Source organism: Aidingimonas halophila, from assembly GCF_900106955.1.
In the GTDB taxonomy this organism is placed as follows: Bacteria; Pseudomonadota; Gammaproteobacteria; order Pseudomonadales; family Halomonadaceae; genus Aidingimonas; species Aidingimonas halophila.
The window spans coordinates 41,976-59,893 of sequence record NZ_FNNI01000005.1; the positions used below are offsets into that span (position 1 = coordinate 41,976).

The 17,918-nt window shown below is 57.5% G+C and carries 17 protein-coding genes and 1 pseudogene; 7 read left to right on the forward strand and 11 right to left on the reverse strand.

The window, feature by feature from the left end:
• Positions 1 to 2: 2 nt before the first annotated feature.
• Genes bioC through bioB form a run of 4 tightly spaced genes read right to left on the reverse strand, consistent with a single transcriptional unit; the run spans position 3 to position 3,791 of the window.
• Entirely contained in the window at positions 3 to 815 is an 813-nt protein-coding gene (bioC, locus tag BLW01_RS10225; protein WP_092569426.1) for a malonyl-ACP O-methyltransferase BioC, read from the reverse strand.
• Positions 812 to 1,531: an alpha/beta fold hydrolase gene (locus tag BLW01_RS10230; protein WP_092569427.1), complete on the reverse strand. Its 720-nt coding sequence runs from the start codon at positions 1,529 to 1,531 to the stop codon at positions 812 to 814. Before BLW01_RS10230 ends, bioC begins: the two co-directional genes overlap by 4 nt.
• Positions 1,528 to 2,718, reverse strand: coding sequence for an 8-amino-7-oxononanoate synthase (gene bioF, locus BLW01_RS10235; protein ID WP_092569428.1), 1,191 nt, complete (start codon positions 2,716 to 2,718; stop codon positions 1,528 to 1,530). Before bioF ends, BLW01_RS10230 begins: the two co-directional genes overlap by 4 nt.
• Complete coding sequence (gene bioB, locus BLW01_RS10240; protein WP_092569429.1) at positions 2,715 to 3,791, reverse strand: biotin synthase BioB; 1,077 nt, start codon at positions 3,789 to 3,791, stop codon at positions 2,715 to 2,717. Before bioB ends, bioF begins: the two co-directional genes overlap by 4 nt.
• A gap of 66 nt (positions 3,792 to 3,857) precedes the next feature.
• Between bioB and BLW01_RS18740 the strand changes: the two are divergent.
• From BLW01_RS18740 to BLW01_RS10265, 6 genes and pseudogenes are all read left to right on the forward strand, one after another.
• Positions 3,858 to 4,079 (forward strand): annotated as a pseudogene (locus tag BLW01_RS18740) (double zinc ribbon domain-containing protein); the annotation flags it as partial.
• Positions 4,080 to 4,202: 123 nt separating this feature from the next.
• The gene (locus BLW01_RS18745; RefSeq protein WP_229806426.1) at positions 4,203 to 4,595 is read left to right on the forward strand and encodes a ComF family protein; all 393 of its coding nucleotides are present in this window, start codon (positions 4,203 to 4,205) and stop codon (positions 4,593 to 4,595) included.
• A gap of 71 nt (positions 4,596 to 4,666) precedes the next feature.
• Positions 4,667 to 5,656, forward strand: coding sequence for a serine/threonine protein kinase (locus BLW01_RS10250; protein WP_092569430.1), 990 nt, complete (start codon positions 4,667 to 4,669; stop codon positions 5,654 to 5,656).
• Between the two features lie 161 nt (positions 5,657 to 5,817).
• Positions 5,818 to 6,375, forward strand: coding sequence for a GTP cyclohydrolase I FolE (folE, locus tag BLW01_RS10255; RefSeq protein WP_092569431.1), 558 nt, complete (start codon positions 5,818 to 5,820; stop codon positions 6,373 to 6,375).
• A 31-nt stretch (positions 6,376 to 6,406) separates the two neighbouring features.
• Positions 6,407 to 6,814: a dihydroneopterin triphosphate 2'-epimerase gene (gene folX, locus BLW01_RS10260; RefSeq protein WP_092569432.1), complete on the forward strand. Its 408-nt coding sequence runs from the start codon at positions 6,407 to 6,409 to the stop codon at positions 6,812 to 6,814.
• A 90-nt stretch (positions 6,815 to 6,904) separates the two neighbouring features.
• Entirely contained in the window at positions 6,905 to 8,365 is a 1,461-nt protein-coding gene (locus BLW01_RS10265) for an NAD-dependent succinate-semialdehyde dehydrogenase (RefSeq protein WP_092569433.1), read from the forward strand.
• 76 nt (positions 8,366 to 8,441) lie between these two features.
• Here the strand turns inward: BLW01_RS10265 and purH are convergent, their stop codons facing one another.
• The 7 genes from purH to dsbD all read right to left on the reverse strand — a co-directional run bounded on the left by purH (position 8,442) and on the right by dsbD (position 16,537).
• A complete protein-coding gene (purH, locus tag BLW01_RS10270) occupies positions 8,442 to 10,037 on the reverse strand; it encodes a bifunctional phosphoribosylaminoimidazolecarboxamide formyltransferase/IMP cyclohydrolase (RefSeq protein WP_092569434.1) in 1,596 nt (531 codons plus the stop codon).
• A 36-nt stretch (positions 10,038 to 10,073) separates the two neighbouring features.
• Positions 10,074 to 10,334 (reverse strand): DNA-binding transcriptional regulator Fis, encoded by a 261-nt coding sequence (gene fis, locus BLW01_RS10275; protein ID WP_092569950.1) that lies wholly within the window; start codon positions 10,332 to 10,334, stop codon positions 10,074 to 10,076.
• 71 nt (positions 10,335 to 10,405) lie between these two features.
• Positions 10,406 to 11,473 (reverse strand): tRNA dihydrouridine synthase DusB, encoded by a 1,068-nt coding sequence (dusB, locus tag BLW01_RS10280; RefSeq protein ID WP_092569435.1) that lies wholly within the window; start codon positions 11,471 to 11,473, stop codon positions 10,406 to 10,408.
• A gap of 80 nt (positions 11,474 to 11,553) precedes the next feature.
• On the reverse strand, positions 11,554 to 12,468 hold the full coding sequence (gene prmA / locus BLW01_RS10285; protein WP_092569436.1) for a 50S ribosomal protein L11 methyltransferase: 915 nt from the start codon (positions 12,466 to 12,468) through the stop codon (positions 11,554 to 11,556).
• Positions 12,469 to 12,502: 34 nt separating this feature from the next.
• Entirely contained in the window at positions 12,503 to 13,843 is a 1,341-nt protein-coding gene (accC, locus tag BLW01_RS10290) for an acetyl-CoA carboxylase biotin carboxylase subunit (protein WP_092569952.1), read from the reverse strand.
• A 75-nt stretch (positions 13,844 to 13,918) separates the two neighbouring features.
• The gene (gene accB / locus BLW01_RS10295; protein ID WP_092569437.1) at positions 13,919 to 14,386 is read right to left on the reverse strand and encodes an acetyl-CoA carboxylase biotin carboxyl carrier protein; all 468 of its coding nucleotides are present in this window, start codon (positions 14,384 to 14,386) and stop codon (positions 13,919 to 13,921) included.
• A 252-nt stretch (positions 14,387 to 14,638) separates the two neighbouring features.
• Positions 14,639 to 16,537, reverse strand: coding sequence for a protein-disulfide reductase DsbD (gene dsbD / locus BLW01_RS10300; protein WP_229806400.1), 1,899 nt, complete (start codon positions 16,535 to 16,537; stop codon positions 14,639 to 14,641).
• A 131-nt stretch (positions 16,538 to 16,668) separates the two neighbouring features.
• On the opposite strand from dsbD, the gene BLW01_RS10305 reads away from it, so the two are divergent.
• Positions 16,669 to 17,910 (forward strand): DUF2333 family protein, encoded by a 1,242-nt coding sequence (locus BLW01_RS10305; RefSeq protein WP_229806401.1) that lies wholly within the window; start codon positions 16,669 to 16,671, stop codon positions 17,908 to 17,910.
• The last annotated feature ends 8 nt before the right edge of the window (positions 17,911 to 17,918 follow it).

A 17,918-nucleotide genomic window follows, 5' to 3' on the forward strand; every position in this document is an offset into this window, starting at 1 on the left:
AGTCACGATGGTTTTGTGAGTGACAATGTCAGGAGCTCGTAAGTCACCGGGAGACCTGGAGGCTCGCGCAACAATTCATAGCGTTTTGCAGCACGGGCCACATCGCCTCGGGTCAATTGTCCTCCTGGGCGACTTACCTGAGCACCGACGCCTTTGATCGAGGCCATCACGGCGCCCAGGTCGGGGTAATGAAAACGGCACCTGCGTTGATTGAGGCGGGGAGACGTGAATCCATTGACGCGTGCCAACCGTTGATAGTCACGAATTGAGTGAAAGGTCAACAGGGCGGCGGGCTGTCCGGGTCGTGACCAGGCATGGTCGATTTCGGCGAGTGTGCCTGGCACCAGGGTATTGATCAGAGCGATGCCTCCGGGCGCTAAAATTCGATATAGAGCGGCGAATAAGCTGACAAGGTCGTCGCACCACTGAATGGCCAGGTTGGAGAAGATCAGGTCGAATTGGTTGTGGGGAAACGGGAGGTGCGCTGCATCGGCACAGACCCAGTTAGCGACATGGCAATGCGCTTGCTTGGCTTTATCGAGCATGGCTGATGACAGGTCGACCCCGACGATTTGCGCATCCGGATAGTGACAGGCCAGTGTGTCCGTCCATTGGCCGGGACCGCAACCCAGGTCGAGAATGCGAGTGGCGTGAGCGGGGAGTGATTCCCAGAGATGCTGCCCCATATCGTGTTGCGCCGAAGCGCGTCGATCATAATGGGGAGCCGCACGATCAAAGGCGCGCGCCACTCGTTGTCGCCATGCTATGTGGGCATCATGATCAGTGTAGGAAACGCGGGCTTCAGCCAGTGTCATCGTTCGGTCACCTGTGCGGACGTCGCCACTTGGAGCAGCCGTTCAACGAGGACCTTGGGTTGAGAAAGCTGGGGGCAATGACCACACCCTTTTAGCGTATGCTCATCCTCGTGTGGTGGCACCAGGGGATCATGGATACCGCGTAGCCGATAGACAGGGCAGCGAGCGGTGTGCAGGGCAGGGCCGACATTCAGTGACTGTAAGTGTCGTAGGCCATGACGCAGCGTCAGCGAGTCGGCGGGCGGTGTGTCCCCCGACCAACTGCGTAATTGGCTCAGCGCTTGACGTGACTGAGGCTCACCCCGTAGTTGCCAACGGATAAAATGGTGCCATGCAGCCGATGAGTTACGTTCGAACGCCTCGATGAAGTCATTCAGGGCTTGATGAGTCATGCTCTGCCCGAGCTGCTGGTCGTTGATGAAACGATCGCCCATGCCAAGCATGACCAGGGCCCGGGGGCGGGGCAACCGGTTCAGTAGACAGGCCGCCAGCAATCCGCCCAGGGACCAGCCGACCCAGAGACTGTCTGCCGGTAGCGAGTCAGCCATACGTCCAGCGAGCTCGTCGAGATTACCGGGGTCTGTCAATGGGGGATGGTCTCGATAACCGGGCCAGTCGGGTGTCAGGACACGCCAGTCACCCGGCCAATATGGGGCGAGCGGGTGCCAGATGCGTGCATCAATGCCCCATCCGGAGAGTAGCACCACTGGGGTCATGATCGCTCCCGCTGGATCAGCGTCTCCAGGATGTCCAGCAGGGCATCGATATCGCTTCGCTCATGATCGGAGGACAATGCAATGCGCAATCGGGCCATGCCGCTGGGCACCGTAGGCTCGCGAATGGCGCCGATCATGAAGCCATGGCTGCGTAGCGTGTCGCTCCAGCGCCTGACCCGCTCGACATCACCGAGCATGAGCGGTTGGATAGGCGTCTGGGACCCCATCAAGGGCAGCCCCAGTGCATGACCATGATGTCGGAAATAGGTGATGTGATTATGCAAGCGTTCCCGGCGTTCTGGCTCATCGCGCAGGATATCGAGTGCTGCCAGTGTGGCTGCGGTAACTCCAGGCGGCTGGGCCGTCGTATACAGATAAGGACGCGAGAACTGGATCAGGGCATCGATCAGGATATCGTCGCCAGCGACGAACGCACCGGCTGTTCCCAGGGCCTTGCCCAGTGTGCCGACCAGGATGGGCACTTCCCGCGTGGAGTAGGCCCTGCCGACGCACCCATCACCGTGTGCTCCCAGCACGCCTAGCCCGTGGGCATCATCGATCATCAAGGCCGCACCGTAGCGCTGACAAAGCGTCGACAGTCCCTCGATGTTGGCACAATCCCCATCCATGCTGAAAACGCCGTCACTGGCTACCAGTTTCAGGCTGTCTTCAGGAGAGCGTGCCAGCAGTAATGCAAGATCTTCTAGGGCATTATGATGGAAACGTCGTGAGCGGGCGCCGGAGAGCGCTGCCCCATCGAGTAGCGATGCGTGGTTGTAACGGTCCTGGAAAATATGGGTCTTGGTATCGCACAGTGCCTGCAGAACTCCCAGGTTAGCCATGTAGCCAGTGGAAAATAACAGTGCACGTGGGCGTCCGGTCAGTTCGGCCAGGCGTGATTCGAGCTGGTCATGAATTTCGAAATGGCCATTGACCAGATGAGAGGCCCGGCTACCGGTACCGTAGTGGCGTGAGGCCGCGGCCTGGGCTTCGGCTAGACGCGGATCGCGAGCCAGACCAAGATAGTCATTGCTGGCGAAATCACGAAGGGTGGCCGAGGGGGACGGGGACATGGTCAACCGTTCGCGCCATAATCCATCGTCTCGTCGTCTAGCGAGTCGTGTTTCCAGCCATTGTCGCCACCGTTCGGTTGAACCGGCTTGGGTGTCCAGCAGTCGTTCTTTCATAGCATTGCATCGTAAAACTGGGGATGCTCAGTGTTATTGCGCTGCCATAGAGCAGTCTCGAGTTCGGCAGCCTGCGTACCGTTATCATTCTCAGTATGCCCCGATTCGGCGTGGAGTCCCAGTTTTTCGAAGAGGGCGTGGTCGCGTGCCACTTCCGGGTTGTCAGTGGTCAGTAGTGTGTCGCCGTAAAAAATCGAATTGGCGCCCGCCAGAAAAGCCAGGCTCTGCGTCGATTCTGCCATCTGTTCACGGCCGGCGGATAGTCTGACATGGCTGCGCGGCATCAGTATGCGCGCCACGGCGATGGCACGGATAAAGTCGATGGGATCGAGATCCTCGACATTTTCCAGTGGGGTGCCGGGTACCTTTACCAGCATGTTGATCGGGACGGACTCGGGATGCGGGTCGAGACACGCCAGTTGCTGAAGCAGGCCGGCTCTGTCGCTGGGCTGCTCTCCCATGCCCAGGATCCCGCCGCAGCAGACTTTCATGCCAGCGTCACGGACATTGGCCAAGGTCTCGAGCCTGTCGGTATAGGTGCGAGTGGTGATGACTTCGCCATAGTAGTCCGGTGATGTATCCAGGTTGTGGTTGTAGTAGTCCAGGCCTGCATCGGCGAGGCGTTGTGACTGCTCGACATCAAGCATGCCCAGTGTCATGCAGGTTTCCAGACCTAATGCCTTCACCCGTCGGACCATTTCCAGAACCACGTCCAGATCGCGTTCACGAGGCCGCCGCCAGGCGGCTCCCATGCAGAAGCGACTGGCACCCGCGTTTTTGGCGGCTTCCGCCTGGGCCACGACGGTATCGATCTCGAGCAATTTTTCCTTGCCCAGGCCGGTATTGTAATGACCCGACTGAGGACAATATTTGCAATCCTCCGGGCAAGCGCCGGTCTTGATCGAGAGCAACGTCGAGACCTGGACTGCATTCGGATCGAAATATCGCCGGTGCACCTGCTGCGCCTGCCATAGCAAATCGTTGAAAGGCAGCGCGAACAACGCTTCGATCTCGTCTAGGCACCAGTCATGGCGAATGTCGTGGCCAGCGTCATGAGTGCGGGGTAAGGTCATACCGTAAGTCCAAGGATGGTGAATGGAAAAAGCGGACAGGGGGTCAGCATGAGCGTGATTCGGCAAATGATAGGGACTTCGAGTCTTCTGTCAACCTTGGTTTTGGAGAAGGTTGACAGATGGTTGCGCCACCTTTTGCCGGGGCGCTGTGCCTTCTGTCTCGGAACAGCGGTGCGGGGGGCTCCCTGGTGCCAGCACTGCCTGATTGAGTTGCCTTGGAATGAGCATGCCTGTTCTCGTTGTGCAGAACCATTGCCGAACCGTGTGGCGCCGTCGGGAAGGTATTGCGGGAGATGCCTGAGTGATCCACCGTCGTTTATTCGTGCCCATGTGCCGCTGCGCTACAGTGGGGAAGTTGCTGCACAAGTTCAGGCTTTCAAGTTTTCCGGATCACCACGTGCAGGGGCGATCTTGCTGGCGCTCCTGGAGCGCTCGCTGCCAGGTACGGGAGAGCGGTTGCCGGAGGTGCTCATTGCCGTACCGCTGCATGAGGAACGTGCCAAACAACGGGGCTTCGATCAGGCCGACTGGCTGGCATCCCGGTTGGCCAGACGCTTGGGGATGCGGTACCTGCGAGCCCGGCGCGTCAGATCGACACCGACACAACGCGGGCTGTCTCGTAAACGGCGCCGTACCAATCTTGATGGCGCCTTCGCCATTGATACGCCGTTACCTTACCGTGTGGCCATTCTGGATGACGTCATGACCACTGGTGCCACGCTCGATGCTCTCGGTAAAGCCTGTCAGTCAGCCGGCGCAACTCATGTCGAGGTCTGGGCCGTGGCGAGAACCCCGATGACATGAGCGTACCTGCCTGATGAGGCCAGGCGAAGTCTGTTAGGATGCCCGTTATATCTGTCATCGGGAGAATCATCATGGTCGCTGCATCGCCGCATCCATTCGCACAGCTCGATCCGGCGCGAGTGGTGGCGGCCGTGGAGTCACTCGGCTTTTGGGTCGCCAATGAACCGTTTGCTCTCAACAGCTACGAGAACCGGGTATTTTCGCTACGTGATGAAGCGGGACAGCGCTGGGTCGTGAAGTGCTACAGGCCTGGACGATGGAGCGATGATCAGATCCAGGAAGAGCATGACTTTCTGAAGGAGCTCGATGTTGCTCGCGTCCCGGTGAGTGCACCATGGCGTGATGCCGATGATCGTAGCTTGCATCACTATGAAGGATATCGACTGGCCATGTTTCCTCATGTCGTCGGTCAGGCTCCCGAATTGGAAAATCCCGCTCACCTGTTTGCGCTAGGGGAACTACTCGGGCATTTGCATTCGGTAGCTGAACGTGGACGGTTCTCGGTCCGCCGGCGACTCGATCTGGATGCCATGGTGGCGGAAAGTCGTGAGCGCGTATTGGCGTGTCCCTGGCTGACTCGGCGGCAGCGGGGTACCTACGAACGGTTGACCGAGTCACTCTGGCGTGATTTGACACCTTTTGCCTGGTCACCGGCATCGATGATTCGTGTTCATGGCGATTGTCATTTGGGGAATATGTTGGGGCGTGATGAGGCATTCACGCTCGTTGACTTCGACGATGCCGTCATGGCGCCCGCCGTGCAGGATATATGGATGCTGTTGACTGCCCAGCATGACGTCGACATGCGCATGCAACTTGCGGAAATTCTGGAAGGCTATGAGCAATGGCGGGCGTTTGACCGCCGTGAATTGTCGTTGATTGAACCGCTACGCACATTGCGGCTGCTTCGGCATAGCGCCTGGCTCGTTGCGCGCTGGGAGGATCCCGCCTTTCCCCGGGCCTTCCCTTGGGTGATCGAAGAGAGCTTCTGGGAACAGCATTTGCGCGATCTAGAACAGCAGCGGTTGGCGTTGCAATCGTCCCCGTTCTGGTTGGCATGAAGGAAATCGATCAAGCCGATTTATCAGGGCATTAGACTGCGTTGCGTGTGCAGTTGCGTTAAAATCGTTTTACTAGGGAGCAAAAGTTGTACAGAATGACTTGATCAGTAAAGTTTTTGCATAATCCACCGTTAGCGTCGATGCCTTCAGCGGACCATGCCATGAGTGAACAACTTACCGACCATTACTACCAGATTCTCCAGGGAGTGGGAGAAGATCCGGAACGCGAAGGATTGCGGGATACGCCTCGGCGTGCGGCTGATGCCATGAGATTCTTGACCCGAGGGTATGGGCAATCGCTTGCGACGTTGGTCAATGGTGCGGTATTCGAATCAGAGACCGATGAAATGGTGCTGATCAAGGACATCGAGCTCTATTCGATGTGTGAGCACCATATGTTGCCTTTCATCGGCAAATGCCATATTGCCTATCTGCCCAATGGTCGGGTACTAGGGCTATCCAAGTTCGCGCGTATCGTGGATATGTACGCACGACGGCTACAGATCCAGGAAGACCTGACGCGCCAGATTGCCGAGGCGATTCAAGAGGTCACGGAAGCCAGGGGTGTCGCCGTGGTCATTGAAGCCAAACATATGTGCATGATGATGCGCGGCGTTGAGAAGCAGAATTCCAGCATGACCAGCTCGGTGATGCTCGGAGCTTTCCGGGAGAATCAGCCGACCCGACAGGAGTTTCTGACGTTGGTCAGCGGTCGCTGATTGCCACCAGGATCAAGGGAGTGTCGTGCTCATGACCATTCATGCCCTGACCGATCAGCATTTTGATCATGACCTGGCGACGATTCGTATCAAGAATCTTAGACTGCGTACCTATGTCGGTATCAAGGACGAAGAGATCCAGAATCGTCAGGACGTCGTCATTAACGCCGTGATCCGCTATCGTGCTGATCGAGCGGTGATGTTCAATCATATTGATCAGGCCCTGAACTATCGCACCATCACCAAGCATGTGATTGCGCATGTGGAGGACAATCGCTTCCTGCTGTTGGAACGCATGACGCGGGAAGTCCTTGATGTCATCATGTCCTATGAGCAGGTGCTGACCGCTCAAGTGGAAATCGACAAACCCCATGCACTGCGTTTTGCCGATTCCGTATCGATCACGCTATCGGATTCGCGTGACGACGGTCGGTCTTGAGTTTTCTACCGGTATCAGCATCGTTACCTTGTAAGAATGATCGCGTTGAACGGCGGCGTGGCAGCCGCTGGATCCCGCAAGGAGAAAATCATGGAATCCCTGCAAGACAGCCCGCTGTTCCGCCCCTTTGCCTATATCGATGGGAGTTGGGTCGCGGCAGACAGCGGCGAACAGATCGATGTGGTCAATCCTGCCACTGGCGAGGTCATTGGTCGGGTTCCCCGATTGGGACGTGATGAAACCGATCGTGCCATTACCGCTGCAGAGGCTTCGTTTGCCAACTGGAAAGGGCTGACCGCCCTGGAACGCGCCGATGTCTTGATGAAGTGGCATGACCTGATGCATGAACATCAGGACGAATTGGCACGAATCATGACACTGGAACAGGGTAAGCCACTCAAGGAAGCCGCTGGTGAAATAGCGTATGCCGCAAGCTTCCTCCGCTGGTTCGCCGAGCAGGCTCGCCGTGTCTATGGCGAGACCATTCCCGCTGCCAAATCCAACCAGCGAGTACTGGTGATCAAGCAGCCTGTTGGTGTCGTCGGTGCCATTACTCCCTGGAATTTCCCGGCGGCCATGATAACTCGAAAGGCAGGCGCTGCCCTGGCTGCCGGCTGTCCGATCGTTATCAAACCGGCCAGTCAGACACCGTTTTCGGCGACAGCACTGGCGCTTTTGGCGGAATGGGCTGGAGTACCCCGTGGCGTCTTCAATGTCGTACCAGGCAAGGCGAGCGAGATCGCCGCAGCCCTGACCGAGTCATCGCTGGTACGCAAGATTACCTTTACCGGTTCGACAGAGGTCGGCCGGGATCTCATGGCCAAGGCGTCCCGGCATATCCAGAAAATTTCGTTGGAGCTTGGGGGGAACGCGCCGTTTCTGGTGTTTGAAGACGCTGATCTGGATGCTGCCGTGGATGGGGCCATGGCCGCGAAGTTCCGCAATGGCGGGCAAACCTGTGTCTGCACCAACCGTTTCCTGGTCCAGTCCAGTGTGGTCAATGCGTTCTGCGAAAAACTGGCGGCGGCCATGAACAGCGAGCTGCATGTCGGTGACGGGACGCAACCGGGGATCAATATCGGTCCATTGATCGACGGTAACGCGGTAACCAAAGTCTCCGAACACGTACAGGATGCGGTGGAACATGGTGCACATGTGCTCCTCGGAGGAAATCCGCATCCGTTGGGTGGCAATTTCTTTACGCCAACCCTCGTGACCGATGCCAACGGCGAAATGAAAGTGGCTCAAGAAGAAACCTTTGGCCCGCTCGCGGCGGTTTTCCCGTTCGAGGATGAGGAAGATGCCGTTGCCATGTCCAATGATACGCAATACGGCTTGGCCGCCTATTTCTACTCGCGTGATCTAAGTCGGGTATGGCGAATTGCCGAGGCGCTGGAATACGGCATGGTCGGGATCAATACAGGATTGATATCCAATGCCGCGACACCGTTCGGTGGCGTCAAGGCCTCTGGTCTGGGTCGTGAAGGGGGACATCAGGGGCTTGAGGAGTTCGTCGAGACCAAGTATCTGTGTATCGACCTCGGCGAGTGACTGATAGGTGATTGCTATAAGCCATGAATCGTCCCCCGCCTGCACCGTCAGGTGGGGGACGGTTTGGCCGGAACCTCTAGTGCCTGAAATGTCGCATGCCGGTGAACACCATGGCGATGCCGGCTTCATTGGCGGCGTCGATGACCTCCTGGTCGCGCATGGAGCCACCGGGCTGGATCACGGCAGTAATACCGGCGGTGGCGGCGGCGTCGATACCGTCACGAAAAGGGAAGAAAGCATCTGATGCCATGACCGAGCCGGACACCGCGAGGTTTTCATCAGCAGCTTTAATGCCTGCTATCTTGGCGGAATACACACGACTCATCTGGCCTGCGCCGACACCGATCGTTCGTCCTTCTTTGGCATAGACGATGGCATTGGATTTCACATATTTGGCGACACGCCATGCGAAGGCGAGATCACGAAGTTCGGTTTCGCTCGGTGCCCGCTCACTGACGACCTGCAAGTCGCTCTGCTTCACCATCCCCAGATCACGATCCTGAATCAGAAGACCGCCAGTGACCCGTTTCAAGTCATGGTCGGGGCGTCGTTCGTTTGACCAGGTATCGCCAACGTCAAGGAGGCGTACATTCTTCTTCTCGGCAATGATTGCTGCTGCCTGGTCACTGACCCCTGGAGCAATGATGACCTCGACGAACTGTCGGTCGATGATGGCGCGTGCGGTATCGGCATTCAGCGCGCGATTGAAGGCGATGATTCCACCGAAAGCGCTGGTGGGATCGGTGGCGAATGCCTTGTCGTAAGCATCTTTGGTCGTCGTTGCGAGGGCGACTCCGCAAGGGTTGGCGTGCTTGACGATCACGCACGCGGTTTCCGTGAAGGACTTGACGCACTCCAGTGCGGCGTCGGTGTCGGCGACATTGTTGAAAGAAAGCGCCTTTCCCTGAAGTGAGACAGCGGTTGCGACGCTGGCTTCGCTAGCCTCTTCATCGACGTAAAAGGCGGCGCGCTGGTGCGGGTTCTCGCCGTAGCGCATCGATTGACGCTTGCGGAACTGGCGATTGTAGGTTCGAGGAAAACCGTCATCGTTGCTGTCCACACGCTGCCCCAGGTAGTTGGCGATAGCGGCATCATAGCCTGCAGTGTGTTCGAAGGCTTTTACCGCCAGATCGAAACGCGTTGCGTCACCAATGATGCTTCCGTTCTGATCCATCTCCTCGATGAGGCGTGAATAATCGGCATTGTCGACGACGATGGTCGTGTAAGCATGATTCTTGGCACACGCCCGTACCATGGTCGGCCCACCGATATCGATGTTCTCGATGGCATCATCAAGCGTGCAGTCCGGTTTGGCGATGGTTTGCGCAAAGGGGTAGAGGTTGACCACCACCATGTCGATCGGGGGGATGTCATGTGCTTCCATGACCTCATCATCCTGGCCGCGTCTTCCCAGAAGGCCGCCATGTATGCGCGGGTGCAATGTTTTGACGCGGCCATCCATGATTTCAGGAAAACCGGTGTATTCGGAAACTTCAGTCACGGCGATGTCGTGTTCGGTCAGGAGCCTGAAGGTGCCCCCGGTGGATAATAGTTCCACTCCGCGGTTGGACAACTCGCGGGCAAAGTCGACGATGCCGTTCTTGTCGGACACGCTGATGAGGGCGCGCCGGACAGGCTGAGAAGATGACTCGGAAGGCGCTGAGGTGGTCATGAAGGTACCGTATGACTCCTGTGAAACATGAGAAGATCAGATCAGCTCATAGTACTTGAGCTTCTTGCGCAGTGTACCGCGATTCAGGCCGAGGATTTCGGCGGCACGCGTCTGGTTGCCGTCAGCATACTCCAACACCCGAGCCAGTAGCGGTGACTCCACTTCGGCCAGTACCATGGCATAAAGATCCGTCACCGTCTCGCCGTCGAGATGTTCGAAATAGCGACGCATGGCGGTATCGACAGCCTCTCTTAGAGGTTGTTCTTGAGAGTCAGCCGATACTGTCGGTGCATCCATGGTCGTGCCCGGATCCAATGCGTCCTGGCTACCATTCACGCTCTGTTCAGAGGTCGTCGCTTGCCTGCTGTTCATGCTGCGCTGATTCCATCCAGTGCCATGCGCTGTCCTGAATGGACGACGTCATGGTGAAACAGTTCATCCACGAATCGGTATTGCTGTGCGGTGCTCTCAAGCGCATTGAAGGCTTTTTTCAGCGCCTTGGCGTCAACGTCGCTCTTTGACCGGTCTGTGGCCGGATAATGCTTGTCCAGATACCAACCCAAGTGTTTCCGTGCAATCCGCATCCCCATGGTGTCGCCGTAAAACTCATGCAGGCCGGCAAGATGGTGATGCATGACCTGCCGGCATTCGGCAGCAGACGGCGGTACTGCTGAATGACCATGGCGCAGAAAGTAATTGATCTGGGCAAAGATCCAAGGATTGCCTTGAGCGCCACGACCGATCATCACCGCATCCGCACCAGTATAGTCGAGAACATCACGGGCCTTGGCAGGTGAATCGATATCGCCATTGGCGAAAACCGGAATATTTACCTGACTTTTGATCGCCGCGATAGTGTCGTATTCGGCGTCTCCCTGATAACGCTGTTCTCGCGTTCTGCCATGCACCGCCAAGGCCTGAATGCCACTGGACTCGGCCATTTTTGCAATCCGTTCACCATTACGACTGTTGGCACACCACCCCGTACGGATCTTGAGTGTCACGGGGACATCGACGGCTGCGACCACTCGCTCAAGAATTTGGGCAACCAGTCGCTCGTCTCGCAACAGAGCGGAGCCGGCAGCCTTGTTGCAAACCTTCTTGGCCGGGCAGCCCATGTTGATGTCGACGATTTCGGCGCCATGTTCGACATTCAGTTGAGCCGCCCTGGCGAGCATGTCGGCGTCACCACCGGCAATCTGGACTGAGCGAGGTCCCGGTTCGCCATGATGGTCGAGTCGCAATCGTGACTTACGCGTATGCCACAGACTGGGATCGGATGTCACCATTTCCGAGACGACCAGACCGGCGCCCAACCGTCGGCATAGCTGACGAAAAGGGCGATCGGTGACTCCTGCCATGGGAGCCAGGATTACACGATTGGTCAGTCGATGTTGACCGATAGCAGGCATCGCCGTTTGGCTATCAACAAGCATGCGCCACCAAGTGCCATTCCAAGAGGGGCGTCTATCATACTGATCGGCACCCGCCACGAAAAGCTGAAATTAGTCGAGTTTCACTTGCCGGGGCGGTGGCCGCTCAGTCGGACCCATCCATCGCGTTCGACCGGTGCATCCATGGTAATCCCTCGGTCCCGATACACATCAAGGACCTCATCCGCTTGGTGCGACAGTATCCCCGATAGCACCAGACGGCCGCCGGGAGCAAGGTGGCTGGTGATCATCGGGGCCTGTTCGATCAGCGGTCCGGCAAGGATGTTGGCGAGCACGATCGGGAATTCGCCACCTTCAAACGTATCGGGAACGCTAAGGGACAGGCGTGCCATGTCGATACCATTGCGTTCTGCATTTTCCCGACTAGCGGTCAGTGCTTGTGGGTCGATATCGGTGCCTGCAGCCCGGTTGGCGCCGAGTTTGAGGGCGGCGATGGCGAGAATGCCCGAGCCACAGCCTATATCCAGGACGTTGCGCCGATCGAGCTGTCCGGCGAGCGCCTGCTCGTCGAGCCATTCGAGACACAGAGCGGTCGTGGGATGCGTCCCGGTGCCGAATGCGAGTCCCGGGTCCAGAATCAGATTGACGCCTTGAGGGTCGGGGCTGTCATGCCAACTGGGTACGATCCAGAGTCGCTGCCCCATTTTTAGCGGTTCGAAGCTGTCCATCCACTCGCGCTCCCAGTCACGGTCGGCGAGCAGTTCAAAGTGAATCTCGGGGCAGGGTTCATCCGGAATATGCGTCGACCACGCTTGTCTGACCCGCTCGATCATGGCCTGGATGTCGTCCAGGTCATCGTACAGCCCTGTCAACACGGTGTCGTCCCACAGCGGCGTCGTGCCGAGCTCCGGCTCCAGCACGGGATCATCATGTGCGTCCTGCAGGCTGATTGCGCTGGCTCCTTCAGCGATCAGCAGCTCTTCGAGCTGTTCTGCCTGCTCCGGGGCAACCCGTGCTTTCAGTTGCAGCCAGGCCATGGTGTTACCTCAGGTGTGTTCGAGAAGGTCAGCATTACGACCCGAGTTTCTTTTCCAGGTAGTGGATGTTGATGCCGCCCTGCTGGAAGTGGGCATCGCGCACAAGATCCTTATGCAGGTCGATATTTGTCTTGATGCCTTCAACGAGCAACTCATCCAATGCATTTCGCATACGGGTCAGTGCGTACTCCCGGGTTTCCCCCCATGTGATCAGTTTACCGATCAGTGAGTCGTAATAGGGTGGGACCGAATACCCGGTGTAAATGTGGGAATCCATACGTACTCCCAGCCCACCGGGCGGATGATACAGGGTGATCCGGCCAGGCGATGGCGTGAAGGTTCGGGAGTCCTCGGCATTGATGCGACACTCGAACGCGTGGCCGTTGAGCTTGATGTCTTCCTGTCTGATTGACAGAGGCTCACCGGAAGCAATACGCAATTGCTCCTTGACGATATCCACCCCGGTCACCATTTCGGTCACTGGATGTTCGACCTGTACTCGAGTATTCATTTCAATGAAGAAGAATTCCCCATTTTCATACAGGAATTCGAATGTGCCGGCACCGCGGTAGCCAATTTCCAGACAGGCATCGGTACACGCTTTGAGCACCTGCTGGCGGGCAGTCTCATCGATTTGCGGAGCTGGTGCTTCTTCCAGAACTTTCTGGTGCCGACGCTGCAGTGAACAGTCACGATCGAAGAGGTGAATGACATTGCCCTGTCCGTCGGCAAGTACCTGTACTTCGACATGGCGCGGCTGTTCGAGAAACTTTTCCATGTAGACCGTGCCATCACCGAAAGAGGCGTTTGCTTCGTTCTGTGTGACACTGATAGCCGATAGCAGGTTGGCTTCGGTATGGACGACACGCATGCCGCGTCCGCCGCCGCCTGCGGCCGCTTTGATGATGACCGGATAACCTATGTGCCGCCCCATGGCCAGCACCTTGGCTTCATCGTCGGGTAGCGGACCGTTGGAGCCGGGAACCGTAGGTACGCCGGCTTTCTTCATGGCTTCAATGGCGCTGACCTTGTCGCCCATCAGGCGAATGGTTTCTGCACGAGGCCCGACGAAGGTGAATCCGGAGCGTTCGACCTGTTCGGCAAAGTTGGCATTCTCGGACAGAAAGCCGTATCCCGGATGGATGGCGCTGGCATCGGTGACTTCGGCAGCACTGATAAGTGCGGGGATATTGAGATAGGACTGTGCTGAGGCGGCCGGTCCGATGCATACCGCTTCATCGGCCAAGCGTACATGCATGAGTTCGCGGTCGGCCTTGGAGTGCACCGCTACTGTCCTGATGCCCAGTTCCTTGCACGCACGCAGTATGCGCAGGGCGATCTCGCCACGATTGGCGATGAGTACCTTGTCCAACATCATTTATACGCCCAGGTTGTCATAAGGGGTAAAAAGATCATGCCGTTCAGTGGCATGGTGAACAGTGCCTTGGGGTTATCCCAACATGACCAGTGGCTGGTCGAACTCGACCGGCTCGCCGTCCTCTACCAGGATGGCTTCCACCACGCCATCGCGATCGGCTTCGATCTGGTTCATCATCTTCATTGCCTCGACGATGCACACCGGTTCGCCTTTCTTGACACTTTGGCCGACTTCCACGAACGGCTTTGACCCCGGGGCGGGAGCACGATAGAAGGTGCCGACCATCGGGGAGCCCACCGAATGACCTTCTGGCTGTGCCGGTACACTGTCCTGGGCAGGCGATGGCGCTTGAGGCGTTTCCTGAGCGGGTACGGCGGCAGGGGCCAGTGGTTGCGGTGCAGCCGCTGTTGCGGCGGGTTGCGGTACACCATTGGGATGGCGGCTGATGCGTACCGACTCTTCACCTTCCTGGATTTCGATTTCGCTGATATTGGACTCTTCCAACAACTCGATCAGCTTTTTGACCTTGCGGATATCCATGTTGTCTATCTCGACCGGTAGTGTCTTGGTGATGTGTATCGGTGATCGGTTCTCGATCGTTCATGCTCGGTTGTCGTGGCGCAGGGACTCTCTCCTCGAAGCGCTGTCAACCTGCTCAAAATTTGTTGAGATCACGGCACGATCCTGCACGTTGCCGTCTCAAGAAGCCCTGATAGGCATTAGCGGCGGAGTTTGCCGAAAAAAGATCAACGTGTCCAGCGGAGGTAGGTATTGCCGAACATACCCCTGTCGTCAGGAACGCTGACGATCCTCGAGCCAATCAAGCAACTGGTTCAAATGGGTTGCAAAACTGTCGCTATCGACTTCGCCCTGGATTCGTGCATCACGGATTTCCTCGTTTCCTTCAAAGAACAGTAGGCTTGGAGGGCCGAACAGGTTGAAATGTTCCAGAATCCGTCGTGTTTCAGGAGTACTGTCGGTCACGTCAACCTGAATACGGCGGAAAGAAGAGAGGGGGCCGGAGACGTCAGGGTCGGTATAAACCTGCCGCTCCATACGTTGGCAGGAAATGCACCAATCCGCGGTAACGTCCACGAAGGCGGGTTGCTGGCTGGTACCTGTCGATGCCAGGGCATCCCGCAATTCATCCAGGCGTGTCACCGTTTTGATCTCTTGATCATTTCCGGTGTCCCGGCGGGGTTCGGGTTGCTCCGAGGATGCCTGAGGTGGGGTTGCTGTGGCCAGTGGTTGCAGGGGATCGTGACCACCTCGCGCTGCACCCAGCACCAAGGCGATCCCCCAGACCAGCAACAAAATGCCGACCGCCTGTCGTAGTCGAGGCCATCCCTGTGGTGTGTCGAAACGTAGAGCTCCCATCGCTAGAGCGCTTCCCGTGGCCAATGCCGCCCAGAGAATCAGCGTCAGGGAGGCGGGAAGCAGCCTTTCGACCAACCATATGGCAATACCAAGAAGCAAGACGCCGAAAGCCGCCTTGATCCCATTCATCCAGTTTCCACTACGTGGCAGCAAGGTGGAGCCGAAGGTGCCGACAAGCAGCAGCGGCACTCCCATTCCCAAGGCCAGCATCAACAAGGCTATCCCACCCATCAGGGCATCACCTGTCGTCGAGATGAAGACGAGGGCTCCGGCTAGTGGGGCCGAGACGCAGGGGGAAACGATGAGGACAGACAAGGCGCCTGCCAATGCCAGACCCGGGACGCCCCAGCCCTGGACATGCTGTTGCCATGTTTCGACTCGACCGGCGAGTCGGGGGGCGAGCCGCAGATTGAACACGCCGAACATAGCCAGCGCAAAGAGTGAAAAAAGCGTGGCGAAAGCAATGAGAACAGGGGGCGATTGTAAACGTGCCTGCAGGTTGAGTCCTGCACCGAACAGGCCCATCAGTACACCTGCTGCGGCATAAGTCAGCGCCATGCCTGTGACATAACTCGTGGAGAGCAGGAAGGCGCGGGGGCGAGAGGGGTTCTGGCCGACGATGATCGATGACAGGATCGGTATCATCGGGAGTACACAGGGGGTGAACGTCAGTCCCAGTCCAGCCAGAAAAAATAGGCCCGACATCATCAGCGGGCTGGCATTTCCCAGTAACTGGTGAAAACGTTCATCATCGCTCGATGGCGGAGCAGGGCGTGTTGCCTCACTGGCTGGTTGGGTCGACTCACTCGTCGTGGAAGCTTCACCATTACCATTGGCGTCTGCCGATTGCCAATCGGCGAAACGGGCCGGGGGAGAACTCGCCCCGGCGTCGAGCTCAATGGTTTCAGGTGGGTAACAGAGACCGGCGTCGGCACATCCTTGAAAGGTGACTTCGAGCGGCAGGGGATCGGCAGGCTCGCTCTCGAGCGGGGCTTCGATGACGACACGATCATAATAGACATTGACATCACCCAGGAACTCATCGGTCTTGGGTTCGCCGGGCGGTAGTTCCAATTCTCCCAGGCGGGTGTCATCACGGCTATCGACCTGAAAACGATGTCGATAGAGATAGTAGTCTTCGGCGGTCTCGAAACCGATATAGAGAGTCTCGTCGTCGTGCCAGGCGCTGGCTTGAAACGCTTCATTTACCGGGAGGAAATCCTCCTCGTCGTCCGATGCAAACCATTGCGCGGATGCAGCACTGGACAGTGCCAATAAAGCGATACCCGCCAGTCGAATCAATCGGTGTAGCAACGTGAGATCCTCAAAGCCTGAAAAACGACGATAGCTGTATCCGGGCGCGCATCTACGACTCGTGGAGCGGGGGCAAGTTCCGATCGTTGGAAGGCGACCGCGATTTGGCATGCTAGGATAACTCTCATGTCATGGTATCGGCGAGCTTTTCACCGGTACTTTCCGTTTTCACTTGGTTCAAGGATGGCGTGATCATGGCCGTATTCGGTAAACGCAAGACTGCGACACCCGACAGAACATCCGATGTACTTGAGCGCCCGGACTACGGATGGATCTGGAAGCCATTGCTGGCATTGCTGGTTCTCTACCTGCTGGTGACTATCGCATTGGGGTTCTGGTGGAGCCGGGAACCCGAGCCATTCGATGTCAGCCGGGTTGTGGATGTACAGCGCGGTAATGCCGCCGATGATACAGCCGATGCGGCTTCTGCCGAGGCGCGCTCCGGTGCCGTCACCGCAGCAACCTTGATGACGATGGTGGACACGTTGCTGGACAAGCCTGGTGGCTATCTACGCAATGACATGATGCCGCCAGGGCTCTGGCTCGATAATCAGCCGAATTGGGAATATGGGGTACTCAGACAGGTCCGGGACATGTCATCGGCTCTGTCGTCGTTCGATGCTGGTGAACCTGAGTCAGTCGAAGCCGCAACGCAACGGTTTCAGGCCAATAGCCGTGACTGGTTGTATCCATCGACGGAGCGTCGCCTGGAGCAGGGCAGGGATGCACTTGGAAACTATCTGGTCGCGCTCGGCGCTGGTGAGGCCGAGGGCTTTCATGGTGAAGGTGACGCCATGGTGGCCTGGTTGGAACGTGTCGATGATCGGTTGGATTCACTGACATCCCGGTTGTCCGCCAGCGTTGATGATCCTGATGTCTTGCAGGGGGTGGATGTCGATAGTGAAGACGGGCCTGCCAAGACGCCATGGTACAAAGTCGATGACTACTTTTATGAAGCGCGTGGCAGTGCATGGGCGTTGATGCATTTGTTCCAGGCATTGCAGCGCGATCAGGCCTCATTACTGGAGGCGGCGGATGCCACCGCCCTGGTGGATGGTATCGTCGCTGAGCTGGAGCGGACCCAGCGCAGGCTCTGGAGTCCCGTGGTCCTCAATGGTTCAGGGTTTGGTGTATTCGCCAACCATTCATTGATGATGGCCAACTATACCCAACGGGCTGGCGAGCTGATCACCGACCTGTCACAGCAATTGGAAAGTGTCGAGGTCGGCGAAGGGGACGCTTCATCACCATCTGATACCGATACGCAACGTCAGGATGAAGGGGCGGAAGAGGAAGGCTCTGATGAATCCTCCAACGAAAGTGTCGAGGACTCAGACGGCGAAGAGGCATCCGATGAGTCGAATCAGGAGTGATCTGGCGT